This is a genomic window from Leucobacter sp. OLIS6 (genome assembly GCF_002752355.1).
Lineage (GTDB): Bacteria > Actinomycetota > Actinomycetes > Actinomycetales > Microbacteriaceae > Leucobacter.
On the sequence record NZ_MRAV01000014.1, the window covers coordinates 296,124 to 314,666 of the forward strand.

18 protein-coding genes are annotated in these 18,543 nt (G+C 70.2%); 16 read left to right on the top strand and 2 right to left on the bottom strand.

The window, feature by feature from the left end:
* The first annotated feature begins 1 nt into the window (after position 1).
* The 10 genes from hemW to BMH31_RS11510 all read left to right on the top strand — a co-directional run bounded on the left by hemW (position 2) and on the right by BMH31_RS11510 (position 8,912).
* Positions 2-1,240, top strand: a complete 1,239-nt coding sequence (gene hemW / locus BMH31_RS11465) for a radical SAM family heme chaperone HemW (protein ID WP_099725119.1) — start codon at positions 2-4, stop codon at positions 1,238-1,240.
* A 133-nt stretch (positions 1,241-1,373) separates the two neighbouring features.
* Complete coding sequence (gene hrcA / locus BMH31_RS11470; protein ID WP_099725118.1) at positions 1,374-2,408, top strand: heat-inducible transcriptional repressor HrcA; 1,035 nt, start codon at positions 1,374-1,376, stop codon at positions 2,406-2,408.
* Positions 2,409-2,491: 83 nt separating this feature from the next.
* The gene (gene dnaJ, locus BMH31_RS11475; RefSeq protein WP_099725117.1) at positions 2,492-3,598 is read left to right on the top strand and encodes a molecular chaperone DnaJ; all 1,107 of its coding nucleotides are present in this window, start codon (positions 2,492-2,494) and stop codon (positions 3,596-3,598) included.
* An 18-nt stretch (positions 3,599-3,616) separates the two neighbouring features.
* Positions 3,617-4,384 (top strand): 16S rRNA (uracil(1498)-N(3))-methyltransferase, encoded by a 768-nt coding sequence (locus BMH31_RS11480; RefSeq protein WP_099747388.1) that lies wholly within the window; start codon positions 3,617-3,619, stop codon positions 4,382-4,384.
* 21 nt (positions 4,385-4,405) lie between these two features.
* Positions 4,406-4,756, top strand: coding sequence for a histidine triad nucleotide-binding protein (locus BMH31_RS11485; RefSeq protein ID WP_099725115.1), 351 nt, complete (start codon positions 4,406-4,408; stop codon positions 4,754-4,756).
* Between the two features lie 40 nt (positions 4,757-4,796).
* Positions 4,797-5,768: a PhoH family protein gene (locus BMH31_RS11490; protein WP_241898293.1), complete on the top strand. Its 972-nt coding sequence runs from the start codon at positions 4,797-4,799 to the stop codon at positions 5,766-5,768.
* Entirely contained in the window at positions 5,765-6,226 is a 462-nt protein-coding gene (gene ybeY / locus BMH31_RS11495) for an rRNA maturation RNase YbeY (protein WP_099725113.1), read from the top strand. Before BMH31_RS11490 ends, ybeY begins: the two co-directional genes overlap by 4 nt.
* On the top strand, positions 6,223-7,533 hold the full coding sequence (locus BMH31_RS11500; RefSeq protein WP_099725112.1) for a hemolysin family protein: 1,311 nt from the start codon (positions 6,223-6,225) through the stop codon (positions 7,531-7,533). Before ybeY ends, BMH31_RS11500 begins: the two co-directional genes overlap by 4 nt.
* Positions 7,530-8,456, top strand: coding sequence for a GTPase Era (gene era / locus BMH31_RS11505; RefSeq protein WP_099725111.1), 927 nt, complete (start codon positions 7,530-7,532; stop codon positions 8,454-8,456). The genes BMH31_RS11500 and era overlap by 4 nt, the downstream gene beginning before the upstream one ends.
* An 81-nt stretch (positions 8,457-8,537) precedes the next feature.
* The gene (locus BMH31_RS11510) at positions 8,538-8,912 is read left to right on the top strand and encodes a DUF5684 domain-containing protein (protein WP_099725110.1); all 375 of its coding nucleotides are present in this window, start codon (positions 8,538-8,540) and stop codon (positions 8,910-8,912) included.
* Positions 8,913-8,918: 6 nt separating this feature from the next.
* Here the strand turns inward: BMH31_RS11510 and BMH31_RS11515 are convergent, their stop codons facing one another.
* Positions 8,919-9,929, bottom strand: coding sequence for a LacI family DNA-binding transcriptional regulator (locus BMH31_RS11515; protein WP_158234970.1), 1,011 nt, complete (start codon positions 9,927-9,929; stop codon positions 8,919-8,921).
* Between the two features lie 152 nt (positions 9,930-10,081).
* Between BMH31_RS11515 and BMH31_RS15770 the strand changes: the two genes are divergently transcribed.
* The 3 genes from BMH31_RS15770 to BMH31_RS11525 are packed head-to-tail and all read left to right on the top strand — an operon-like array spanning position 10,082 to position 12,971.
* Positions 10,082-10,336, top strand: a complete 255-nt coding sequence (locus BMH31_RS15770; RefSeq protein ID WP_241898258.1) for a hypothetical protein — start codon at positions 10,082-10,084, stop codon at positions 10,334-10,336.
* Positions 10,333-11,847 (top strand): sodium:solute symporter family protein, encoded by a 1,515-nt coding sequence (locus BMH31_RS11520; RefSeq protein ID WP_241898259.1) that lies wholly within the window; start codon positions 10,333-10,335, stop codon positions 11,845-11,847. Before BMH31_RS15770 ends, BMH31_RS11520 begins: the two co-directional genes overlap by 4 nt.
* The gene (locus BMH31_RS11525; RefSeq protein WP_099725108.1) at positions 11,844-12,971 is read left to right on the top strand and encodes a class II histone deacetylase; all 1,128 of its coding nucleotides are present in this window, start codon (positions 11,844-11,846) and stop codon (positions 12,969-12,971) included. The genes BMH31_RS11520 and BMH31_RS11525 overlap by 4 nt, the downstream gene beginning before the upstream one ends.
* Before the next feature lie 71 nt (positions 12,972-13,042).
* On the opposite strand, the gene BMH31_RS11530 is transcribed toward BMH31_RS11525, so the two are convergent.
* Positions 13,043-14,866 (bottom strand): DUF2207 domain-containing protein, encoded by a 1,824-nt coding sequence (locus BMH31_RS11530; RefSeq protein WP_099725107.1) that lies wholly within the window; start codon positions 14,864-14,866, stop codon positions 13,043-13,045.
* 172 nt (positions 14,867-15,038) lie between these two features.
* Here BMH31_RS11530 and leuA point away from each other — a divergent pair, with 172 nt between their 5' ends.
* The 3 genes from leuA to ruvB all read left to right on the top strand — a co-directional run bounded on the left by leuA (position 15,039) and on the right by ruvB (position 18,497).
* Entirely contained in the window at positions 15,039-16,802 is a 1,764-nt protein-coding gene (gene leuA, locus BMH31_RS11535; RefSeq protein WP_099725106.1) for a 2-isopropylmalate synthase, read from the top strand.
* A gap of 70 nt (positions 16,803-16,872) precedes the next feature.
* On the top strand, positions 16,873-17,502 hold the full coding sequence (gene ruvA, locus BMH31_RS11540) for a Holliday junction branch migration protein RuvA (protein ID WP_099725105.1): 630 nt from the start codon (positions 16,873-16,875) through the stop codon (positions 17,500-17,502).
* Entirely contained in the window at positions 17,499-18,497 is a 999-nt protein-coding gene (gene ruvB / locus BMH31_RS11545; RefSeq protein ID WP_099725104.1) for a Holliday junction branch migration DNA helicase RuvB, read from the top strand. Before ruvA ends, ruvB begins: the two co-directional genes overlap by 4 nt.
* Positions 18,498-18,543 lie beyond the last annotated feature (46 nt).

Consider the following 18,543-nt stretch of genomic DNA (forward strand, 5'->3'; position numbering starts at 1 on the left):
CGTGCCCAGTATCCTTCCGGAGGGCGATCCCGCGCCGTCCGACGGTTCCCTTCCTGCGAGCGTGCTCGACGGCGCGTCTGATCGCGCGTTCGGCGTCTACGTGCACGTGCCCTACTGCCGGGTGCGTTGCGGCTACTGCGACTTCAACACCTACACGGCGAGCGAACTCGGCGGGGGAGCGAGCCAGGCCGGGTACGCCGCAGAGGCGGCGACCGAGCTCTCCTTCGGAGCTCGCGTGCTGCGCGACTCCGGCCTCCCCGAACGGCGGGTCTCGACCGTGTTCTTCGGCGGCGGGACGCCGACGCTGCTCCCGGCCGGCGACCTCGCTTCGATGCTCGGCCGTATCCGCGACGAGTGGGGGCTGGCCGCCGGAGCGGAGGTGACGACGGAGGCGAATCCCGACTCGGTCGACGCCGCCTACCTGCGCACGCTCGCCGATGCGGGGTTCACCCGGGTGAGCTTCGGCATGCAGTCCGCCGTGCCGAGCGTGCTCGCCACCCTCGATCGCACGCACACCCCCGAGCGCATCCCGCTGGTCGTCGAATGGGCGAAGGAGGCGGGCCTGCAAGTCAGTCTCGACCTGATCTACGGGACCCCGGGCGAGCGGATCGGCGATTGGGAGCGATCGCTCGACGTCGCGCTCGCCTGTGAACCCGATCACCTCTCGGCTTACGCGCTCATCATCGAGCAGGGGACCAAGCTCGCGGCGCAGATCAAGCGCGGGCAGGTCGCCGCACCCGACGACGATCTCCATGCCGAGATGTACGAACTCGCCGACGCGCGGATCGCCGAGGCCGGTCTGCGCTGGTACGAGATCAGCAACTGGTCGCGCACGTCCGAGACGCGATCCCGTCACAATCTGTCGTACTGGACGGGCGAGGACTGGTGGGCCGCGGGCCCGGGTGCGCACAGCCACGTCGGAGGCGTCCGCTGGTGGAACGTCAAGCACCCCGCCGCGTACTCGCAGCGGATCGCCGAGGGCATCTCGCCGGCGCACGCCCGCGAGACGCTCGACGCCGAGTCCAGGCGGACCGAGCGGATCCTACTCGAGACCCGGATCTCGGACGGGCTCGATGCCTCGGTGCTCCGCCCGGAGGAGCGGCGGGCGATTCCGGGTCTCATCGCGAGCGAACTCATCGACGGTCCGGCGGCGATCCGCGGCCGGATCATCCCCACCCTGCGCGGTCGTCTGCTCGCCGACACCGTGGTGCATCGGCTGCTCGGTTCCGCCGACGGCTGAATCGGGGCGACGCGGTGGCCGCGAGCGGGCTGTTCCGCGAGGTCGGTGGGCTAGACTTGGCACTCATCGATTGCGAGTGCCAATCGACGGGTGCCGACCCGATCCATATCGAACGCCGGCGAGGAGGTGCGTGATGGTCTCGGAACGCAGTCTCGCCGTGCTGCACGCGCTGGTGGGCGACTACGTCGAGTCGAACGAGCCGGTGGGCTCGAAGTCGATCGTCGAGCGCCACAGCTTCGGCGTCTCCGCCGCCACCATCCGCAACGACATGGCGCTGCTCGAGGACGAAGAACTGATCGCGGCGCCGCACACCTCGTCGGGCCGCGTCCCGACCGACAAGGGCTACCGGCTCTACGTCGACACGCTCAGCCGCTTCCAGCCGTTGAGCGCCGGTCAGCGGGCGGCGATCGAGCGGTTCCTCGGCGAGTCGAGCGACCTCGACGACGCCATGGCCCGCACCGTGCGGCTGCTGGCGCAGCTCACCAACCAGGTGGCCGTGGTGCAGTACCCGTCGCTCAAGCGCACGGCGGTGCGCCACATCGACCTCGTCGCCGTAGGCGAGGCCCGCGTGCTCTGCGTGCTGATCCTCGGCACCGGCGTGGTCGAGCAGCAGGTGGCCGCACTGCCCGCGGTGCGCGTCACCGAGGCCTGGGTGCACGGCCTGCGCGAGCGCATCGCCGGCGCGGTGATCGGCTCCGACCTCGAGCGCGCGGTGCAGGCGGTCGAGCTCCTCGACCGCACCGTCGGGGACTGGGCGGAGCCGGCCGAGGCCGAGCTGGTGCGCAGCGTGCTCGCGGTCGTCATCGGGCAGCTCCGCGCGAACCGAAGCGAACGCATCGCGATCGCGGGCGCCGCGAACCTCTCGCGCGGCGCCGACTTCTCGGGCAGCCTCTCCACGGTGCTCGAGGCGATCGAGGAGCAGGTCACCCTGCTCCGCCTGTTCGGCGAGATGGCCCAGGAGGGCCGCGAGGTCTCGGCGTCCATCGGGCGCGAGAACGAGCCGTACGGGCTCGAGAGCGCGTCGATCATCGCCTCCGGCTATGAGGACGACTCGAGCACGCCCTCCCAGCTCGGCGTGCTCGGACCGGTGCGCATGGACTACGCGGGCAACATGGCGGCCGTTCGCGCGGTCGCGAGATACCTGAACCGGGCCCTCGGCGAGGGCTGACCCGGGTCGCGGCCCGGGAGCACCCGGCGTCCGCGACCGACGAACTTCATCCACCATCGAATCGATGAGAGGAGCCGCACACCGTGGCGGACCACTACGAGACGCTCGGCGTCGCACGCGACGCATCGCCCGAAGAGATCAAGAAGGCCTACCGTCGCCTGGCGCGGGAACTGCACCCCGACGTGAACCCGAGCGAGGAGGCGTCCGAGCGGTTCAAGGGCGTCACCCACGCCTACGATGTGCTCAGCGACCCCAATGAGCGTCGCCGCTACGATATGGGCGGTTCCGAGGGCGGCGCGTCGATGGGCGACTTCGGCGACATCTTCGAGACGTTCTTCGGCGGTGGCGGGTTCGGCGGCGGCCAGCGCGGGCCCCGATCGCGCGCCGAACGCGGCGACGACGCGATGATCCGCGTCGACGTCTCGCTCGCCGAGGTGATCTTCGGCGTGCAGCGCGAGGTCAGCATCAACACGGCCGTGCTCTGCGGCACCTGCTCGGGCAGCTGCTGCCAGCCCGGCACCGTGCCGGTCACCTGCGACGTCTGCCACGGTTCCGGCCAGGTGCAGCGGCAGGTGCGTTCGCTGTTCGGCAACGTGGTCACCAACCACCCCTGCGGTTCCTGCCACGGCTACGGCACCATCATCGAGCACCCCTGCGTGGAGTGCGGCGGCAAGGGCCGCGTGCGCGAGCGGCGCACCCTCAACGTCGACATCCCCTCGGGTATCGACACCGGCACCCGGCTCCAGATGCGCGGCGGCGGCGAGGTCGGCCCGGGCGGCGGGCCGAACGGTGACCTGTTCATCGAGTTCCGAGTCACCCACCACGACATCTTCAGCCGCGACGGGAACGACCTGCTCTGCACGCTGCAGGTCGGCATGACCGACGCGATCCTCGGCACCGAGAGCACGATCACCGGCCTCGACGGCGACGTGCAGGTCGAGGTCCCCGCCGGCACCCAGTCGGGCGACGTCATCACGATCCGGGGCCGCGGCATCCAGGGCCTTCGATCCACCGCACGCGGCGATCTGAAGATCGCGACCCAGGTGGTCACACCGACCAAGCTGTCCAACCGCGAGAAGGACCTGGTGCGCCAGCTGGCCGCGCTCGGCAAGGACGACGGGCCCAAACTGGGGGAGTTCCAGCAGGGCTTCTTCGGCAAGATCCGCGACCGCTTCTTCCGCCAGGGCTGACGGCGGGCGGGCAGCACCGTGGCGAATCTGTACTACGCCGAGCGCGGGGCCGCGCTGGCCGTCGGCGCGACCGTCGAGGTCGGCGGCGAAGAGGCGCGGCACGCCGTGCGGGTGAGCCGACTCCGCGTCGGCGAGCGGATCCTGCTCGGTGACGGGGCGGGCACGATCGGCGGGGGCGTCGTCGTCCGCACGGATCGCGACCGCTTCGCGGTCGAGCTCGACGAGGTGCGGACCGAGCCCGAGGCGAACCCCCGAGTGACCCTGGTGCAGGCGCTCGCCAAGGGCGACCGGGACGAGCGCGCGGTCGAGCAGGCCACCGAGTTCGGCGTCGACCGGGTGGTGCCGTGGCAGGCGGCCCGATCCGTCTCGCGCTGGGACGGCGGTGGCGGTGCCGAGAAGGCGGCGAAGGGCGTCGCGAAGTGGGCGCGCATCGCCCGGGAAGCCTCCAAGCAGTCGCTCCGCGCCCGAGTCCCCGAGGTGGGGGCTCCCATCTCCTCCGAGGAGCTGCGCGCGGCCGCGTCGGATCCCGATCGCGCGGTCATCGCTCTGCACCCGCGGGGGGAGCGCACGCTGTCCGACTGGGCGGCCGGGTTCGCGGCCGGCACCTCCCGTCCGGCCGAGATCCTGCTCGTCGTCGGGCCCGAGGGCGGGTTCAGCGATGCGGAGCTCGACGCGCTCGAATCGTCCGGTGCCGAGATCCTCGTGCTCGGTACGACCGTGCTCCGCACCTCCTCCGCCGGACCCGCGGGCCTCGCCGTGCTGAACGTCGCGCTCGGCCGCTGGTGAGTCCGTCGATAGACTGATCCCATGGCAGCAGAGACCATCTTCGGCAAGATCGTGGCAGGCGAGATCCCGGTCGAGATCCTCGCCGAGACCGAGCGCGTGATCGCGTTCCCCGACATCAGCCCGCAGGCGCCGGTGCACCTCCTGGTGATCCCCAAGACCACCGAGTACGCGAACGTGACCGAGCTCGCGGCGGGCGATCCCGCGCTGCTCGCCGAGATGATCGAGGTCGCGCAGCAGCTCGCCGACGAGCACGCGAACGGCGACTACCGGCTCCTATTCAACACCGGCGCGAGCGCCGGGCAGACCGTCTTCCACGTGCACGCGCACGTGCTGGCGGGCGGACTCGAGGAGCGCAGCCTCGTTGGCAACTGACGCTCCGGCTCCGAACGAGGGCCCGCAGCTCGAGCGCACCGTGCTGCTCACCGGGGTCGACCTTGCGAGCTTCCTCGGGCATCGCGATCAGCTCATCGCCGACCTCGAGCAGCAGCACCCCGCCGTCTCCTTCCACGCGCGCGATCACGTGCTGACCCTTCGGGGCCCGGCCGCGCAGGTGCGCGCCGCCGAGCAGGTCGTCGGCGAAGTGCTCGAGGTCGCCCGTCGCAGCGGCGCGGTCTCGCGCCACGACGTCCGAGAGGTGACCCGCATGGTCGAACGCGGCGACGGCCCGACCGCCGCGCAGGTGCTGTCCGAACCCATCCTGAGCGTGCGCGGCAACGCGATCCGGCCCCAGACCGCGGGTCAGCGCTCCTACGTCGACGCGATCGATCAGAACACGATCGTGTTCGGCATCGGTCCCGCGGGCACGGGCAAGACCTACCTGGCGATGGCGAAGGCCGTGCAGGCGCTGCAGCGCCGCGAGGTGGCGAAGATCATCCTGACCCGCCCGGCGGTCGAGGCCGGCGAGCGGCTCGGTTACCTGCCCGGCAGCCTCGAGGACAAGATCGATCCGTATCTGCGGCCGCTGTTCGACGCGGTGGGATCCATGATGGATCAGGACCTCGTGCCGCGCCTGCTCGCGAACGGCACCATCGAGGTCGCTCCGCTCGCCTACATGCGCGGGCGCACGCTCAACGAGTCCTTCGTGATCCTCGACGAGGCGCAGAACACGACCCCCGAGCAGATGAAGATGTTCCTCACCCGCCTCGGCTACGGCTCGAAGATGGTCGTGACGGGCGACGTGACCCAGGTCGATCTGCCCATCGGCACGAGCGGGCTCCGGCTCATGAACCGGATCCTGCGCGGCGTCGACGACATCCACTTCGCCGAGCTGTCGTCCGACGACATCGTGCGGCACAGCCTGGTCGGCCGCATCGTCGACGCCTACTCGGCATACGAAGAAGCACGCGCGGCGAACCGCGACGAACGAAAGGGTCCCGCAGCATGAGCGTCGAGATCAACAACGAGTCCGGCATCGCTGTCGCGGAGGAGAGCCTGCAGCGCCTCGCCGCGTTCGTCTTCGAATCGCTGCACGTCCATCCCGAGACCGATCTCGGTGTGCTGTTCGTCGACGAGGCCGCGATCGAACAGCTGCACGTGCAGTGGATGGACGAGCCCGGCCCCACCGACGTGCTGAGCTTCCCGATGGACGAGCTGCGTCCGGGCCGTGTCGACGCACCGACGCCCGCCGGTCTGCTGGGCGACGTCGTGATCTGCCCGCAGGTCGCCGAGCTGCAGGCGGAGGCCGCGGGACACGACCTCGTCCAGGAGGTGCGCGTGCTCATGACGCACGGCATGCTCCACCTGCTCGGATTCGACCACGGCACCCCCGACGAGGAAGCCGAGATGTTCGGGCTCCAGCGGGATCTGCTGCTCGGGTTCGCGATGCGCGAGCGGGGCCGATGACCGGCGGCCTGATCGCGCTGTTCCTCGCGGCGGCCGTCGTGCTGCTCGCGATCGGCGGCCTGCTCGCCGCGAGCGATGCGGCGCTCTCGGTGCGTTCGAAGGCCGAGCTCCTGGCGCTGTCCGAGGATGCCCGTCGCGGTGCGTCGATCCGGGCGATCGCCGAGGACGAGGCCGCGCACCAGAACGCCCTCGGGTTCGCCCGTGTCGCCGCCGAGACGCTCGCGGCGGTGCTCATCACGCTGGTGCTCGCCGCACTCATCGAACCGCTCTGGCTGACGCTGCTCGCGGCCGCCCTCATCATGACCGCGGTCACCTTCGTGCTCGTCGGCACGAGTCCCCGTACGGTCGGTACGCACCATCCCGAGGGGATCATCCGGTTCTCGGCTCCGCTCGTGCACGGGATCCGCGTGCTGCTCGGGCCCATCGCGAGCAGCCTGATGCGCGTCGGCGACCGGGTGACCCCGGGACGCGGCGGCAGCAGCGCGTTGATCCGGGACGAGCAGCAGCTGCTGTCGATGGTGGATCAGGCCGCGGAGCAGGAGCTGCTCGAAGCGGACGATCGCGATTACATCCACTCGCTCGTCGAGTTCGGTGAGACCCGTGTGCGCGAGCTGATGGTGCCCCGCATCGACATGGTGACGGTCGACGCCGGGCTGTCGATGAAGGACGCGCTCGAAGCGATCCTGGCGTCGCGGCACTCGCGGGTCCCGGTGGTCACCGACGACGTCGATGACGTGGTCGGGGTCGCCCACCTGCGCGACGCGAGCGGTTTCGTGCTGCGCCGGCCCGAGGAGGCCGAATCCGCGCCGATCACGCGCGTGATGAAGCCCGCGCTCTTCGTACCCGAGCTGCAGCCCGCCGACGAGCTGCTGCGCCAGATGCAGCGCGAGTCCGTGCACCTGGCGCTCGCGGTCGACGAGTACGGCGGGATCTCCGGCCTGGTCACGCTCGAGGACCTCATCGAGGAACTGCTCGGCGACATCAGCGACGAGCACGATCGCGAGACGCCCGAGATCGTGCTCGACGGCGACGGCTTCATCGTGAGCGCCCGGCTCACGATCGACCGACTCGGCGAGCTCTTCGAGCGCGAGCTCGAGGACGACGAGGTCGACACGGTGGGCGGCCTGCTCGCCAAGCACCTCGGTCGGCTCGCGGAGCCCGGCGACCGGGTCGAGATCGACGGGATCGAACTGACCGCGCTCGAGACCGAGCGGCGCAGGCAGCGCCTCGTTACGGCGCGTGTGCGCTGGGTGGGCACCGAAGACAACGACGCGGATCAGGTCCGCCGGGAAGAGGAACAGCAGTGAACGCAGAGCAGGCCGACGGCGTCGGCACCGAGCCCGAGGGCGAGCACCGTGCGGGATTCGTCTCGTTCGTGGGGCGGCCCAATGTGGGGAAGTCCACGCTGACGAACGCACTCGTCGGCCAGAAGATCGCGATCACGAGCCCGAAGCCGCAGACCACGCGCCGCGCGATCCGCGGCATCGTGCACCGGCCCGACGGCCAGCTCATCATCGTCGACACGCCAGGTATCCACCGGCCCAGGACCCTGCTCGGCGAGCGGCTGAACGCGCTCGTGGAAGCGACGCTCGGCGACGTCGACGTGATCGGCTTCTGCGTGCCCGCTGACGAGAAGCTCGGCCCGGGCGATCGCTTCATCAACGAGCGCCTCGACGACTTCCCGCGCGCCAAGAAGGTCGCGATCCTCACCAAGGTCGACGAGGCCTCGAGCGGCGAGATCATCGACCAGCTGACACGGCTCGGCGAGTTGCGGGAGTGGGATGCGGTCGTGCCGATCTCCGCGGTCACCCGGGACCAGCTCGACGTGCTCTCCGACGTGCTGCTCGAGCTCATGCCGGTGTCGCCGCCGCTCTACGAGGCCGAGCAGATCACCGACGAGAACGAGGACGACCGTATCGCCGAGCTGATCCGCGAGGCGGCCCTCGACGGTATGCGCGACGAGCTGCCGCACTCGCTCGCCGCGACCGTCGACGACCGCGAGGAGCGCGAGGACGGCCTGCTGGCGCTCTACGCGTCGATCTACGTCGAGCGCGACAGCCAGAAGGGCATCGTGATCGGCAAGGGCGGATCGCAGCTCCGAGACATCGGAGAGCGGGCCCGGCACGAGATCGAGGCGCTGCTCGGGCGTCGCATCTACCTGTCGCTGCGCGTCAAGCTGCTGAAGGAGTGGCAGCGCGACCCCAAGGCGCTGGGCCGGCTCGGATTCTGAGCACTGTCGCGGGCTCGACCCGCTGACTAGGCTCGAACGCACAGGGACGCCGCAGGCGCGGCACTCAGGGGAGGAACCCTCATGGACTACGGAATCACCGACCAGACCCAGATCACCGCGCTCAGCGGTCCGGCCACCGTCGTCGGCATCATCTGGTACGTGCTCGTCGCCATCGCGCTCTGGAAGACCTTCACCAAGGCCGGTTACCCCGGGATCCTCGCGATCATCCCGATCGTCAATCTGATCTTCCTCGTGAAGATCGCGGGATTCTCCGGCTGGATGGTGCTGCTCTACCTGATCCCGATCGTCAACGTGATCCTCGCGCTGATCGTGGCGATCAAGGTGGGCGGCAACTTCGGCAAGGGGCCGTTCTTCTCGGTCCTCCTGCTCTGGCTACTCCCGTTCATCGGCTACTTCGTGATCGGCTTCGGTAGCGCTCGGTACCAGCGGGCCTGACGGCCGCTAGCGACTCGCGGCGATGGGGATCGCGTCTCCCGGGATCACCGCCTCGTGGGTCCGGCTCGCCGGGGCCAGGGCCGCGCCTTCCAGGAGGTCCCGGAGCAGGAGCACCGATGCCCGGCCGAATTCGGCGGGGCGGATGTCGAGGCTCGTGATCCGTTCGTCACCGAGCTCGGTCACGGGATCGCCGACCAGCGAGACCAGCTCGAAGTCGGGGCCCGGCCGCTTGCCGCCCCGCTCGAGCGGTGCGAGGAGCCTTCCCGCGAGTCCCTGGTAGCTGCAGAGCACGATGTCGGGATCGAGACCCGAGACGAGTTCGTCGAGGACCTCGGCCACGCGATCATTGCTCGGGTGCACGGGGATCTCGCGGATCCAGGGCTCGACCCGGTGCTCCTCGCACCAGTCCCGGTAGCCGATCACGACGTCCTCGGCGAAGGACGAGTGGAACTGCTGATCGGGGAGCAGCAGTGCGGGGCGATCCAGTCCGCGAGCGTGCGCTCGGTCGAGCAGTTCGCGGATGTATGCGGGGTATCCGACCTCGACCGTGCCGTCCGCAGCGACCGCCTCCGGATCGAGCGGCCGGCCGGCCGTGACGAGCGGCACCGCGAGGGCGGCGAGCGCTTCGAGCACGCGGTCGCCCGGCAGCGGATCGATCGCGACGATCCCGTCGACCGCGGGCGGGCGACTGCGCAGCGCGGCTTCGTCGCGCGTGAGCAGGACGAGGTCGATCCCGTTCTCGCCCGCTGCGGCGACGGCGCCGAAGACGAACTCCATGTAGAACGCGAAGCTGCGGACGACGGGCGGGATGTACAGGCCGACCGCGCCGACGCGATTGCCGCGGAGCTGCTGCGCGGCGCGATTGCCGACGTAGCCGAGCGCGGCTGCGGTGTCGCGCACCTGGGACACGGTCTCGGGTGCGACCCGTCCGCGCCCGTGCAGGGCATCCGAGACCGTCGTCTTCGACAGGCCGAGTTCGGCTGCGAGATCGACGATCGTGACCCGTCTGGCGCTCATGATCCACATGCTAGCGGGCGCCATCGCGGTGCGCGGGACGCCGTGCGACTTCGGATCGATGCTTGACGTCGCGCTCGTGGCGATGCATCATTGCTGCAATGCCGGAACGTTCCGGCAGGATTCGGCAACGACGCCGACGAAAGGACGCCCTCATGACCGCACCCGCCAGGTCAGGCCCGGCCCGGGGCCGCAGGCGCGGTATCGCCGCGCTGGTCGCAGCCTCGTTCATCATCATGCTCTTCCCACCGCTCCAGTGGTGGGTCGGCGACGGAGGAGTCTGGTACTTCATCGTGACCGGACTGCTCGTACTCGCGGCGATCTGGTGCATGTACGCCCTCGACGCCCGCGCGGAGCGGGACGAATCGGCCGCTGCGCGGCCGTCGAACGCGGGGGAGGCCCGACCGTGATCCTCCTCGGCTACGGCGGAGTCGCCCTCTTCTTCCTCGTCATCGTGTTCGTGCTCGAACGCAGCCGCAAGCGGACCGACTCGTTCAGCGAGTACGCGACCGCCGGGCGATCGTTCGGCCCCTTCTTCTCGACCATGGCCTTCGTGAACACGTGGCTGCCCGGCACCATCTTCATCTCCTTCGCCGGCTACGCGGCGGCTGCCGGAGCGATCGGCTTCTACTCGGTGCCCTACGCGCTGCTCGCGGTGGTGCTCATGTTCATGCTCGCCAAGCCGGTGCACACCTGGGGCAAGCGCTTCGACCTGCGCACCCAGGCTGATCTGCTCGGGCTGCGATACGGGTCGAAAGCGGTTCGGGTCGTCGCCGCGATCATCGGCATCCTCGCCTCGTTCCCCTGGATCGTGCTCGGCATGCAGTCGCTGACGCTGGTCTTCACCTATCTCTCGTTCGGGCAGGTCGCCGCGGGCACCGCCGCGTTCATCGGCATCGGGGTGCTCGTGCTGCGTCAGGTCTGGACGGTGCGGATGGGCGCGCGCGGCCTCGTGCTCAGCGACATGGTGCAGGGCCTCGTCGCCTACGGGCTCGGGCTGCTGCTGATCCTCGGGCTCATCACCTGGCTCGTCACCAACGGGCACGGCTTCGCCGAGCTGCCCGACGGCTTCTTCCGACTGCCCGGGCCGGGCAGCGCCGAGGGCCCCCTCTACCTGTTCTCGCTCGTGCTCACCGGCGCGCTGGGCGGCTGGTGCTGGCCCGATATCTTCGTGCGCCTCTTCGCGTCGAGCGGCACCCGCACCATCAAGCGCTCCGCGGTCATGGCGGCGCCGATCCTCTTCGTGTTCGGCACCGCGCTGTCGATCCTCGCGATGCTCGCGGCGAGCCTGCCGGGCGTCGCAGAGGCGACCGACGCGGTCTGGTTCATCACCGCCAGCGTCGGGGGACCCGTGATCCTCACGCTCGCGGGCATCTGCGTGGTAGCCGCCACCATGGGCAACGTGGGCGCCAACCTCCAGGCGCTCGGCGCCCAGACGGCCAACGACATCGTCGGGGTGGCGCGCGGGGAGCGGATCGAGGATCCGAAGACCGGCAAGATCGCGGTCGGCGTGCTCACCATCATCGCCGGCGTGATCGCGGTTCTGACCGCGACGACCCTCAACGGGCTCATCGCGCTCGCCATGGTCTCGTACCAGGGGATCGTGCAGCTCGCCCCGACCCTGCTGCTCGGCATCTTCTGGCGGCGCGGCAACGCGGTCGGAGCGATCGCCGGAATGATCTCGGGCTTCGCCGTCGCCGCTGTGCTGCAGATCGTGTACCCGATCGCGATCCCGGTGCTCGGCGGCATGACGAGCGGCGTCGCGGCACTCGCGGTCAACACCGTCGTCTACGTGGCCTGCGCGTACCTCGTGCCGGTGTCCCGAGCCGAGCGGGAGCGCGTCGACGCGCTGTTCGATCACCTCAACGAACCGGACGCCGAGCATCTCGGCGCACCTCTGAACGAAGGAGCCTCCCGATGACGCAGCGGACCACCGGATACGTCTGGCACGAGCGCTACGCCTGGCACGACACCGGGACCGCAGTCGGGGTCGCTCCGTCCGGCGGTTTCAACCAGCCGCACCAGGCGTTCGAGAGCCCCGAATCCAAGTCCCGCATGGCGGGCCTCGTCGAGGTCTCCGGCCTGATCGACGCGCTCGTCCGGATCCAGGCGGTCGAGGCCTCCGACACCGATCTGCTGCGGGTGCACACGCCGGAGCACGTGGAGCGGATCCGCGGGCTGAGCGCCGATCGCGGCGGGGACGCGGGCGACGGCTACACGCCGTTCGGCCGGGGCTCGTTCGAGATCGCCAAGCTGGCGGCCGGCGGCACCATGGCCGCGGTCGCCGCGGTGATGCGGGGCGAGGTCGACAACGCCTACGCGCTGGTCCGCCCTCCCGGCCACCACGCCCGCCGGGAGATGGGAATGGGATACTGCCTCTTCTCGAACGTGTGCGTGGCGATCGAGTACGCGCGCGCCGAGCTCGGCGTGCGACGGGTGGCGATCGTCGACTACGACGTCCACCACGGCAACGGCGCGCAGCAGATCTACTGGGACGATCCCGACGTGCTCGCGATCTCCATCCACCAGGACCGCCTGTTCCCGCAGGACACCGGTTCGATCGACGAGATCGGCGGCCCCGGAGCGGAGGGGCGCAACATCAACATCCCGCTCCCCGCCGGATCCGGCAACGGCGCGTACCTCGCGGCGATCGAGCGGGTGGCGGTGCCGGCGATCCGCGCGTTCGCACCGGACCTCGTGATCGTGTCGAGCGGTTTCGACCCGAGCGCGGTCGATCCGCTCGGCTGCATGACCGTGACATCAGGGGGGTTCAAGGCGATGGCCGAGCGGATCCTGGAAGTCGCGGAGGAAGCGTGCGGCGGGCGCGTCGTGTTCTCCCACGAGGGCGGGTACTCGCCGGTGCACGTCCCGTTCTGCGGGCTCGCGGTGCTCGAAGCGCTGAGCGGACGCGAGACGGGGGTCGAGGATCCGTTCGGAGCCTCGTTCGACGCGTCGCCGGCGCACCCGCTGCAGCCGTGGCAGGACGAGGTCGTCGCGCAGGCGGAGGCGATCGCCGAGCGGCTCGGGTTCGGCCCGGCGGAGTGACTGCGTGCGGGGCGGGGCGGACGCGACGCGGTCCGCCCCGCCTTCCCCGCACGCGTCCGACCAGGATCGGGTCAGCGGCCGCCGGAGAACCCGCCTCCGCCGCCTCCGCCCGAGAAGCCTCCGCCCGATGACCCGCCCGACGAGCTCGAGCTGTAGCTCGCCGAGGAACTGAAACTGCTCGACATCTCGCTCAGACTGCGGTCGAGTCCTGCGAGGCCGTGGTCCGCGAGCCCCGGATACCAGATCGGAACGGCGACCCCGGCCTCCTGGTAGCGGATCTCGAGCACGCGACCCCACTCCTTCTCGAGGCCGAAGAGCATCGCATAGGGGAGCAGCCGCTCGTAGAGCTGCACGACGTCGACCCCGGCCTCCTCGAGGCGTTCGGCGCCGGTGTAGCTCTGGAGGGTGCGGATCCGGTCGGCCTCCGCCACGCTCGTGAACAGTTTCACGCCCAGCAGGTACTCACGGGCCTCGGCCCCTGCGGGCGTGAGCACCCGGTGCTTCGCGATCGCGACGATCGCCAGCACGAAGGACACCGCGAGCAGCAGCCCGACGCCGAAGGTGAGGCTTTCGGGGCGCCCGATTCCGAGCACGAAGAGCGGCGCGGTCGCCAGCACCAGCCCCAGGGCGACGAATCCGAGGATCCGCGCGCCGCGGCTGGCCTCCGTCGTCGTGTAGCCGCGCGATCTCGCCTCGGCGGGGACCCCGCTCACGAGCTTCTGCATCCGCTGCGCGAAACGGGAATCCTTCGCCGGCAATTGGAACGCCTGGCCCGGGCCGAGCCCTGCGAACAGCTCCGCGAGGGTGCGCTGGTCGAGCGGGTCCGCGGCTGCGGCGGGGTCGAGCAGGCGGAGCACCGGAGGCTGCTTGCCCGACCAGAAGCTCTCGGCCTGCTGGCTGTCCTCGATGCGGATCGCACCGCGCACAGCGAGATGCACGAACTCGGCGGGCAGCACCGACTTCGCGCTGCCGAGCAGGTTCGCCGCGAGCAGCGGAGGGAGGTGCGGCGGAACGTCGTACTGCGCCACGATGGTTCCGCGGAAGAAGCGGCGCCGCCGCACGAGGCGACCGACGAGGACCGCCCCCGCGATGCCGCAGCCGAGCGCGCCCAGGGCGAGGATCGCGGGGAACCGGTCCAGCCAGAAGTTCGGGACCCGCTGCGGGGGCTGCGTGACGGTGCCCGGATCCATGCCGATGGCGACGGTCACGCCCGAGCCGGGTGCGACCTCGGAGAGGCGCACGGTCGCAGCCGCCGCGGTTCCCGACGCGGGCGGCGAGTCGATGGTGCAGCGCGCCTTCGATCCCGAGGGCCCGGAGTAGCAGGCGGCATCGCCCGTGAGGTGCTTCGCGAGGGCCGGAGCGAACTCCACGTCGAGGGAGAACGCATCGACGCGCTGCTTCCGTTCAATGGGCAGCACGTCCCAATAGAACTCGTCGACCTTCGTCTTCGTCGCCGCGACGACCACGTCGCGGAGCGAATACGAGATGACGTAGGTCTGCCGCCCGTGCACATAGGAATCGTCGCCGACCAGGATGCCGCGGAACCGGTCGGTGTCCTCGGTGGTGAACGGCACCGGCCGCCCGTCGCCGTCGGTCACCGAGATGTCGGTCGGCGGCACGGGGGAGTCCTCGTAGGCGAGCGGCAGAGCGCGCACGAGTCCACGGTTCTGGTCGAAGTCCGGGAACACCGGTGTCAGGGTCTCGGTGACGCGCGCGGTCGCGCGGCCGTCCGCATCGAGATCGAGCACGTACCGGGCGTCCCAGCTCTCGTACGAGAAGTCGTCGACCGAGGCCTGCGCCGGCGCGGCGACTGAGAGCAGAGCGGCGGCGAGAGCGAATCCGCAGAGTGCGGCCGCCGCGAGCGTGCGGATGGGCGTGCGGGCGATCCGGGACATGGGGCCAGCCTACGGCCGGCCGGGTGGGGTGGGCGAGCCGTGTATAGTGACGGTATGCGGTTCCGCTCGCTTCTTCTTAGCTGCCGCGACGAGTCCTAGTTCTCAGGCCTCCCTCGTCGCGGCGTTTCGTGTTGGCTGAAAAACTTCGCAAGCGAGAGATGAAGACGAGATCATGAAGAACCAGCAGCAGCCGACGACCATGCCGATCCACCGGTACCGTCCGTTCCACGAGATCATCGCGGTCGATCTGCCCGATCGCACCTGGCCGAGCAAGCGGATCACCGAGGCTCCCCGGTGGTGCGCGGTCGATCTGCGCGACGGCAATCAGGCGCTCATCGACCCGATGAGCCCCGAGCGCAAGCGGATCATGTTCGACCTGCTCGTGAAAATGGGCTACAAGGAGATCGAGGTCGGTTTCCCCTCGGCGAGCCAGACCGACTTCGACTTCGTGCGCCAGCTCATCGAAGAGGACGCGATCCCCGAGGACGTCACCATCCAGGTGCTGACCCAGGCGCGCGAGCACCTGATCACCCGGACCTACGAGTCGCTGATCGGCGCGAAGCAGGCGATCGTGCACCTCTACAACTCCACGAGCATCCTGCAGCGCGACGTCGTGTTCCGCTCGGACCGCGAGGGAATCAAGCAGATCGCCGTCGAGGGTGCGAAGCTGTGCCGCGCGAGCGAGCACATCTGCGAGGGTACCGACGTCTACTACGAGTACTCGCCCGAGTCGTACACCGGCACCGAGCTCGAGTACGCGGTCGAGGTGTGCAACGACGTGCTCGAGATCTTCGAGCCCACGCCCGAGCGCAAGGTGATCATCAACCTGCCGGCCACCGTCGAGATGGCGACCCCGAACGTCTACGCCGACTCGATCGAGTGGATGAGCCGCCACCTGAACCACCGCGAGAACGTGATCCTGTCGCTGCACCCGCACAACGACCGGGGCACCGCGGTCGCGGCCGCCGAGCTCGGCTACATGGCCGGTGCCGACCGCATCGAAGGCTGCCTGTTCGGCAACGGCGAGCGCACCGGCAATGTCGACCTGGTGGCGCTGGGCATCAACCTGTTCACGCAGGGGATCGACCCGCAGATCGACTTCTCGCGACTCGACGAGGTGCGTCGCACCGCCGAGTACTGCAACCAGCTGCGCGTGCCCGAGCGCAGCCCGTGGGCGGGCGACCTCGTCTACACGGCGTTCTCGGGATCCCACCAGGACGCCATCAAGAAGGGCTTCGAGCGCATGGCCGCCGACGCGGAGGCCGCCGGTGTCACCGTCGACGACATCGAGTGGGCGGTTCCCTACCTGCCGGTCGACCCGAAGGATCTGGGCCGCTCGTACGAAGCGGTGATCCGCGTGAACTCGCAGTCGGGCAAGGGCGGCGTCGCGTACCTGCTGAAGACCGACCACTCGCTGGACCTGCCGCGCCGACTGCAGATCGAGTTCAGCGCGGTCGTTCAGGGTCTCACCGATACCGAGGGCGGCGAGGTGTCGAGCGACTCCATCTGGAAGATCTTCCAGGACGAATACCTGCCCGCGCAGGATCCCGCCGCGGACCGCTGGGGCCGGTACGAGATCACCCGTACCGCGACCGCCAGCGCGGGCGACGGGGTGACCGAGCTGACCGTCGACCTGCGCGTCGGCGACGAGCAGCAGCAGACGACCGCGCGCGGCAACGGTCCGGTCGACGCGTTCATCCGGGCGCTCGGCGAGCACGGTCACGAGATCACCCTGTTCGACTACGTGGAGCACGCGATGAGCTCCGGCGGCGACGCGGTCGCCGCCGCCTACGTCGACCTCGAGGTCGACGGGCAGCGGCTGTGGGGCGTCGGCATCGACCCCGACACCAGCCGCGCGACGCTCAAGGCGATCATCTCCTCGGTCAACCGTTCGGTGCGCGCCGACCAGCGCGTCGCGGAGCCCGTCGGCGCCTGATTCGAAGATATGTTCGCCTGCTGCGGCGTGGCCCCGGCGCGATGTCGGTGCCGCGCCGTAGGGTGACTGCGTGATTGCTTCGATTCAGGGCCCCGTGCTCTCCGCGGGTGCGGGTTGGGTGGTTGTCGGCGTCGGTGGTCTCGGCCTGCGGGTCGAGGTGCCCTCAGGTCGGGCGGGTGCGAACGCACCCGGCGAGCAGCTCTCGCTCCACACCTCGCTGGTGGTGCGCGAGGACTCGCTGACCCTGTTCGGATTCGCGACCGCCGACGAGCTCGAAGTCTTCGGACAACTGCTCGCCGTTTCGGGCGTCGGGCCTCGCAGCGCGCTCGGTGTGCTCTCCGAGCTCACGCCGAGCGAGATCGCCGCCGCCGTGTTCGCTGAAGACGAGAAGCCGTTCAAGCGGGTCTCGGGCATCGGGCCCAAGACGGCGAAGCTCATCGCGGTGTCCCTCGCCGGCAAGCTGCGCCCCGAGGCCTTCGCCGCGCCGACCGAGGCACCCGCCGCGATCGATGCGGATCAGCTCGCGGCCGACGCGGTGCGAGCCGGCCTGATGGGTCTCGGCTGGGGCGAGTCCGATGCCGAGCGTGCCGTCGACGACGCCCGCGCCGCGGGCGCGCCCGCTGACCAGGCCGGCCTGCTGCGCGCGGCCCTGGCGCTGCTGCAGGCGCCTCGCGCGCGGACCGGGAGCGCGGCGCGATGACGGGGGAGCTGTCGGCGCAGGCCACTCCGACCGAGCTGAGCTTCGAGGGTGCGCTGCGGCCGGGTTCGCTCGACGAGTTCGTCGGGCAGGCCAAGGTGCGCAAGCAGCTCCGGCTGCTGCTCGACGCGGCCACGATCCAGCAGCGCTCGCCCGATCACATCCTGCTCGCGGGTCCTCCGGGCCTCGGCAAGACCACGCTCTCGATGATCGTCGCGGCCGAGCTCGAGAAGCCGCTGCATCAGACCTCCGGGCCGGCCATCCAGCACGCCGGCGATCTGGCGGCGGTGCTCTCGGCGCTCACCCCCGGCGAGGTGCTCTTCATCGACGAGATCCACCGCATGGCCCGCAGCGCCGAAGAGATGCTCTACCTCGCCATGGAGGACTTCCGCATCGACATCATGGTCGGCAAGGGTGCCGGTGCGACGTCGATCCCGCTCGAGCTCGCCCCGTTTACCCTGGTCGGGGCGACCACCCGCGCGGGCCTGCTGCCGAACCCGCTGCGCGACCGCTTCGGGTTCACCGCGCACCTCGAGTTCTACGCCGACGACGAGCTCGCCGACGTCGTGCGCCGCGCCGCCCGGCTGCTCGACTTCGAGATCGCTCCCGACGGGATCGGCGAGATCTCGCGGCGCTCCCGCGGCACCCCGCGCATCGCCAACCGGCTGCTGCGGCGCGTGCGCGATTACTGCCTCGTCCACGGCACCCCGGGGGACACCGAGAGCGTGCATGCGGCGCTCCACCTCTACGACGTCGACGAGCAGGGTCTCGACCGGCTCGACCGCGAAGTGCTGCACGCGGTGGTCGAGCGCTTCGGCGGCGGGCCGGTCGGTCTGTCGACGCTCGCGGTCTCGGTCGGCGAAGAGGCCGAGACCATCGAGTCCGTGGTCGAACCGTTCCTCGTGCGGTCCGGCCTGCTGACCCGCACTCCGCGCGGACGCATGGCGACCCGGCGCGCATGGGAAGCCACAGGTATTCCCATGCCGGATGCCCTATAGTCGTTCCATATGTGCGCATTCGGCGCACCCCTGTGTTCCCGCTCTG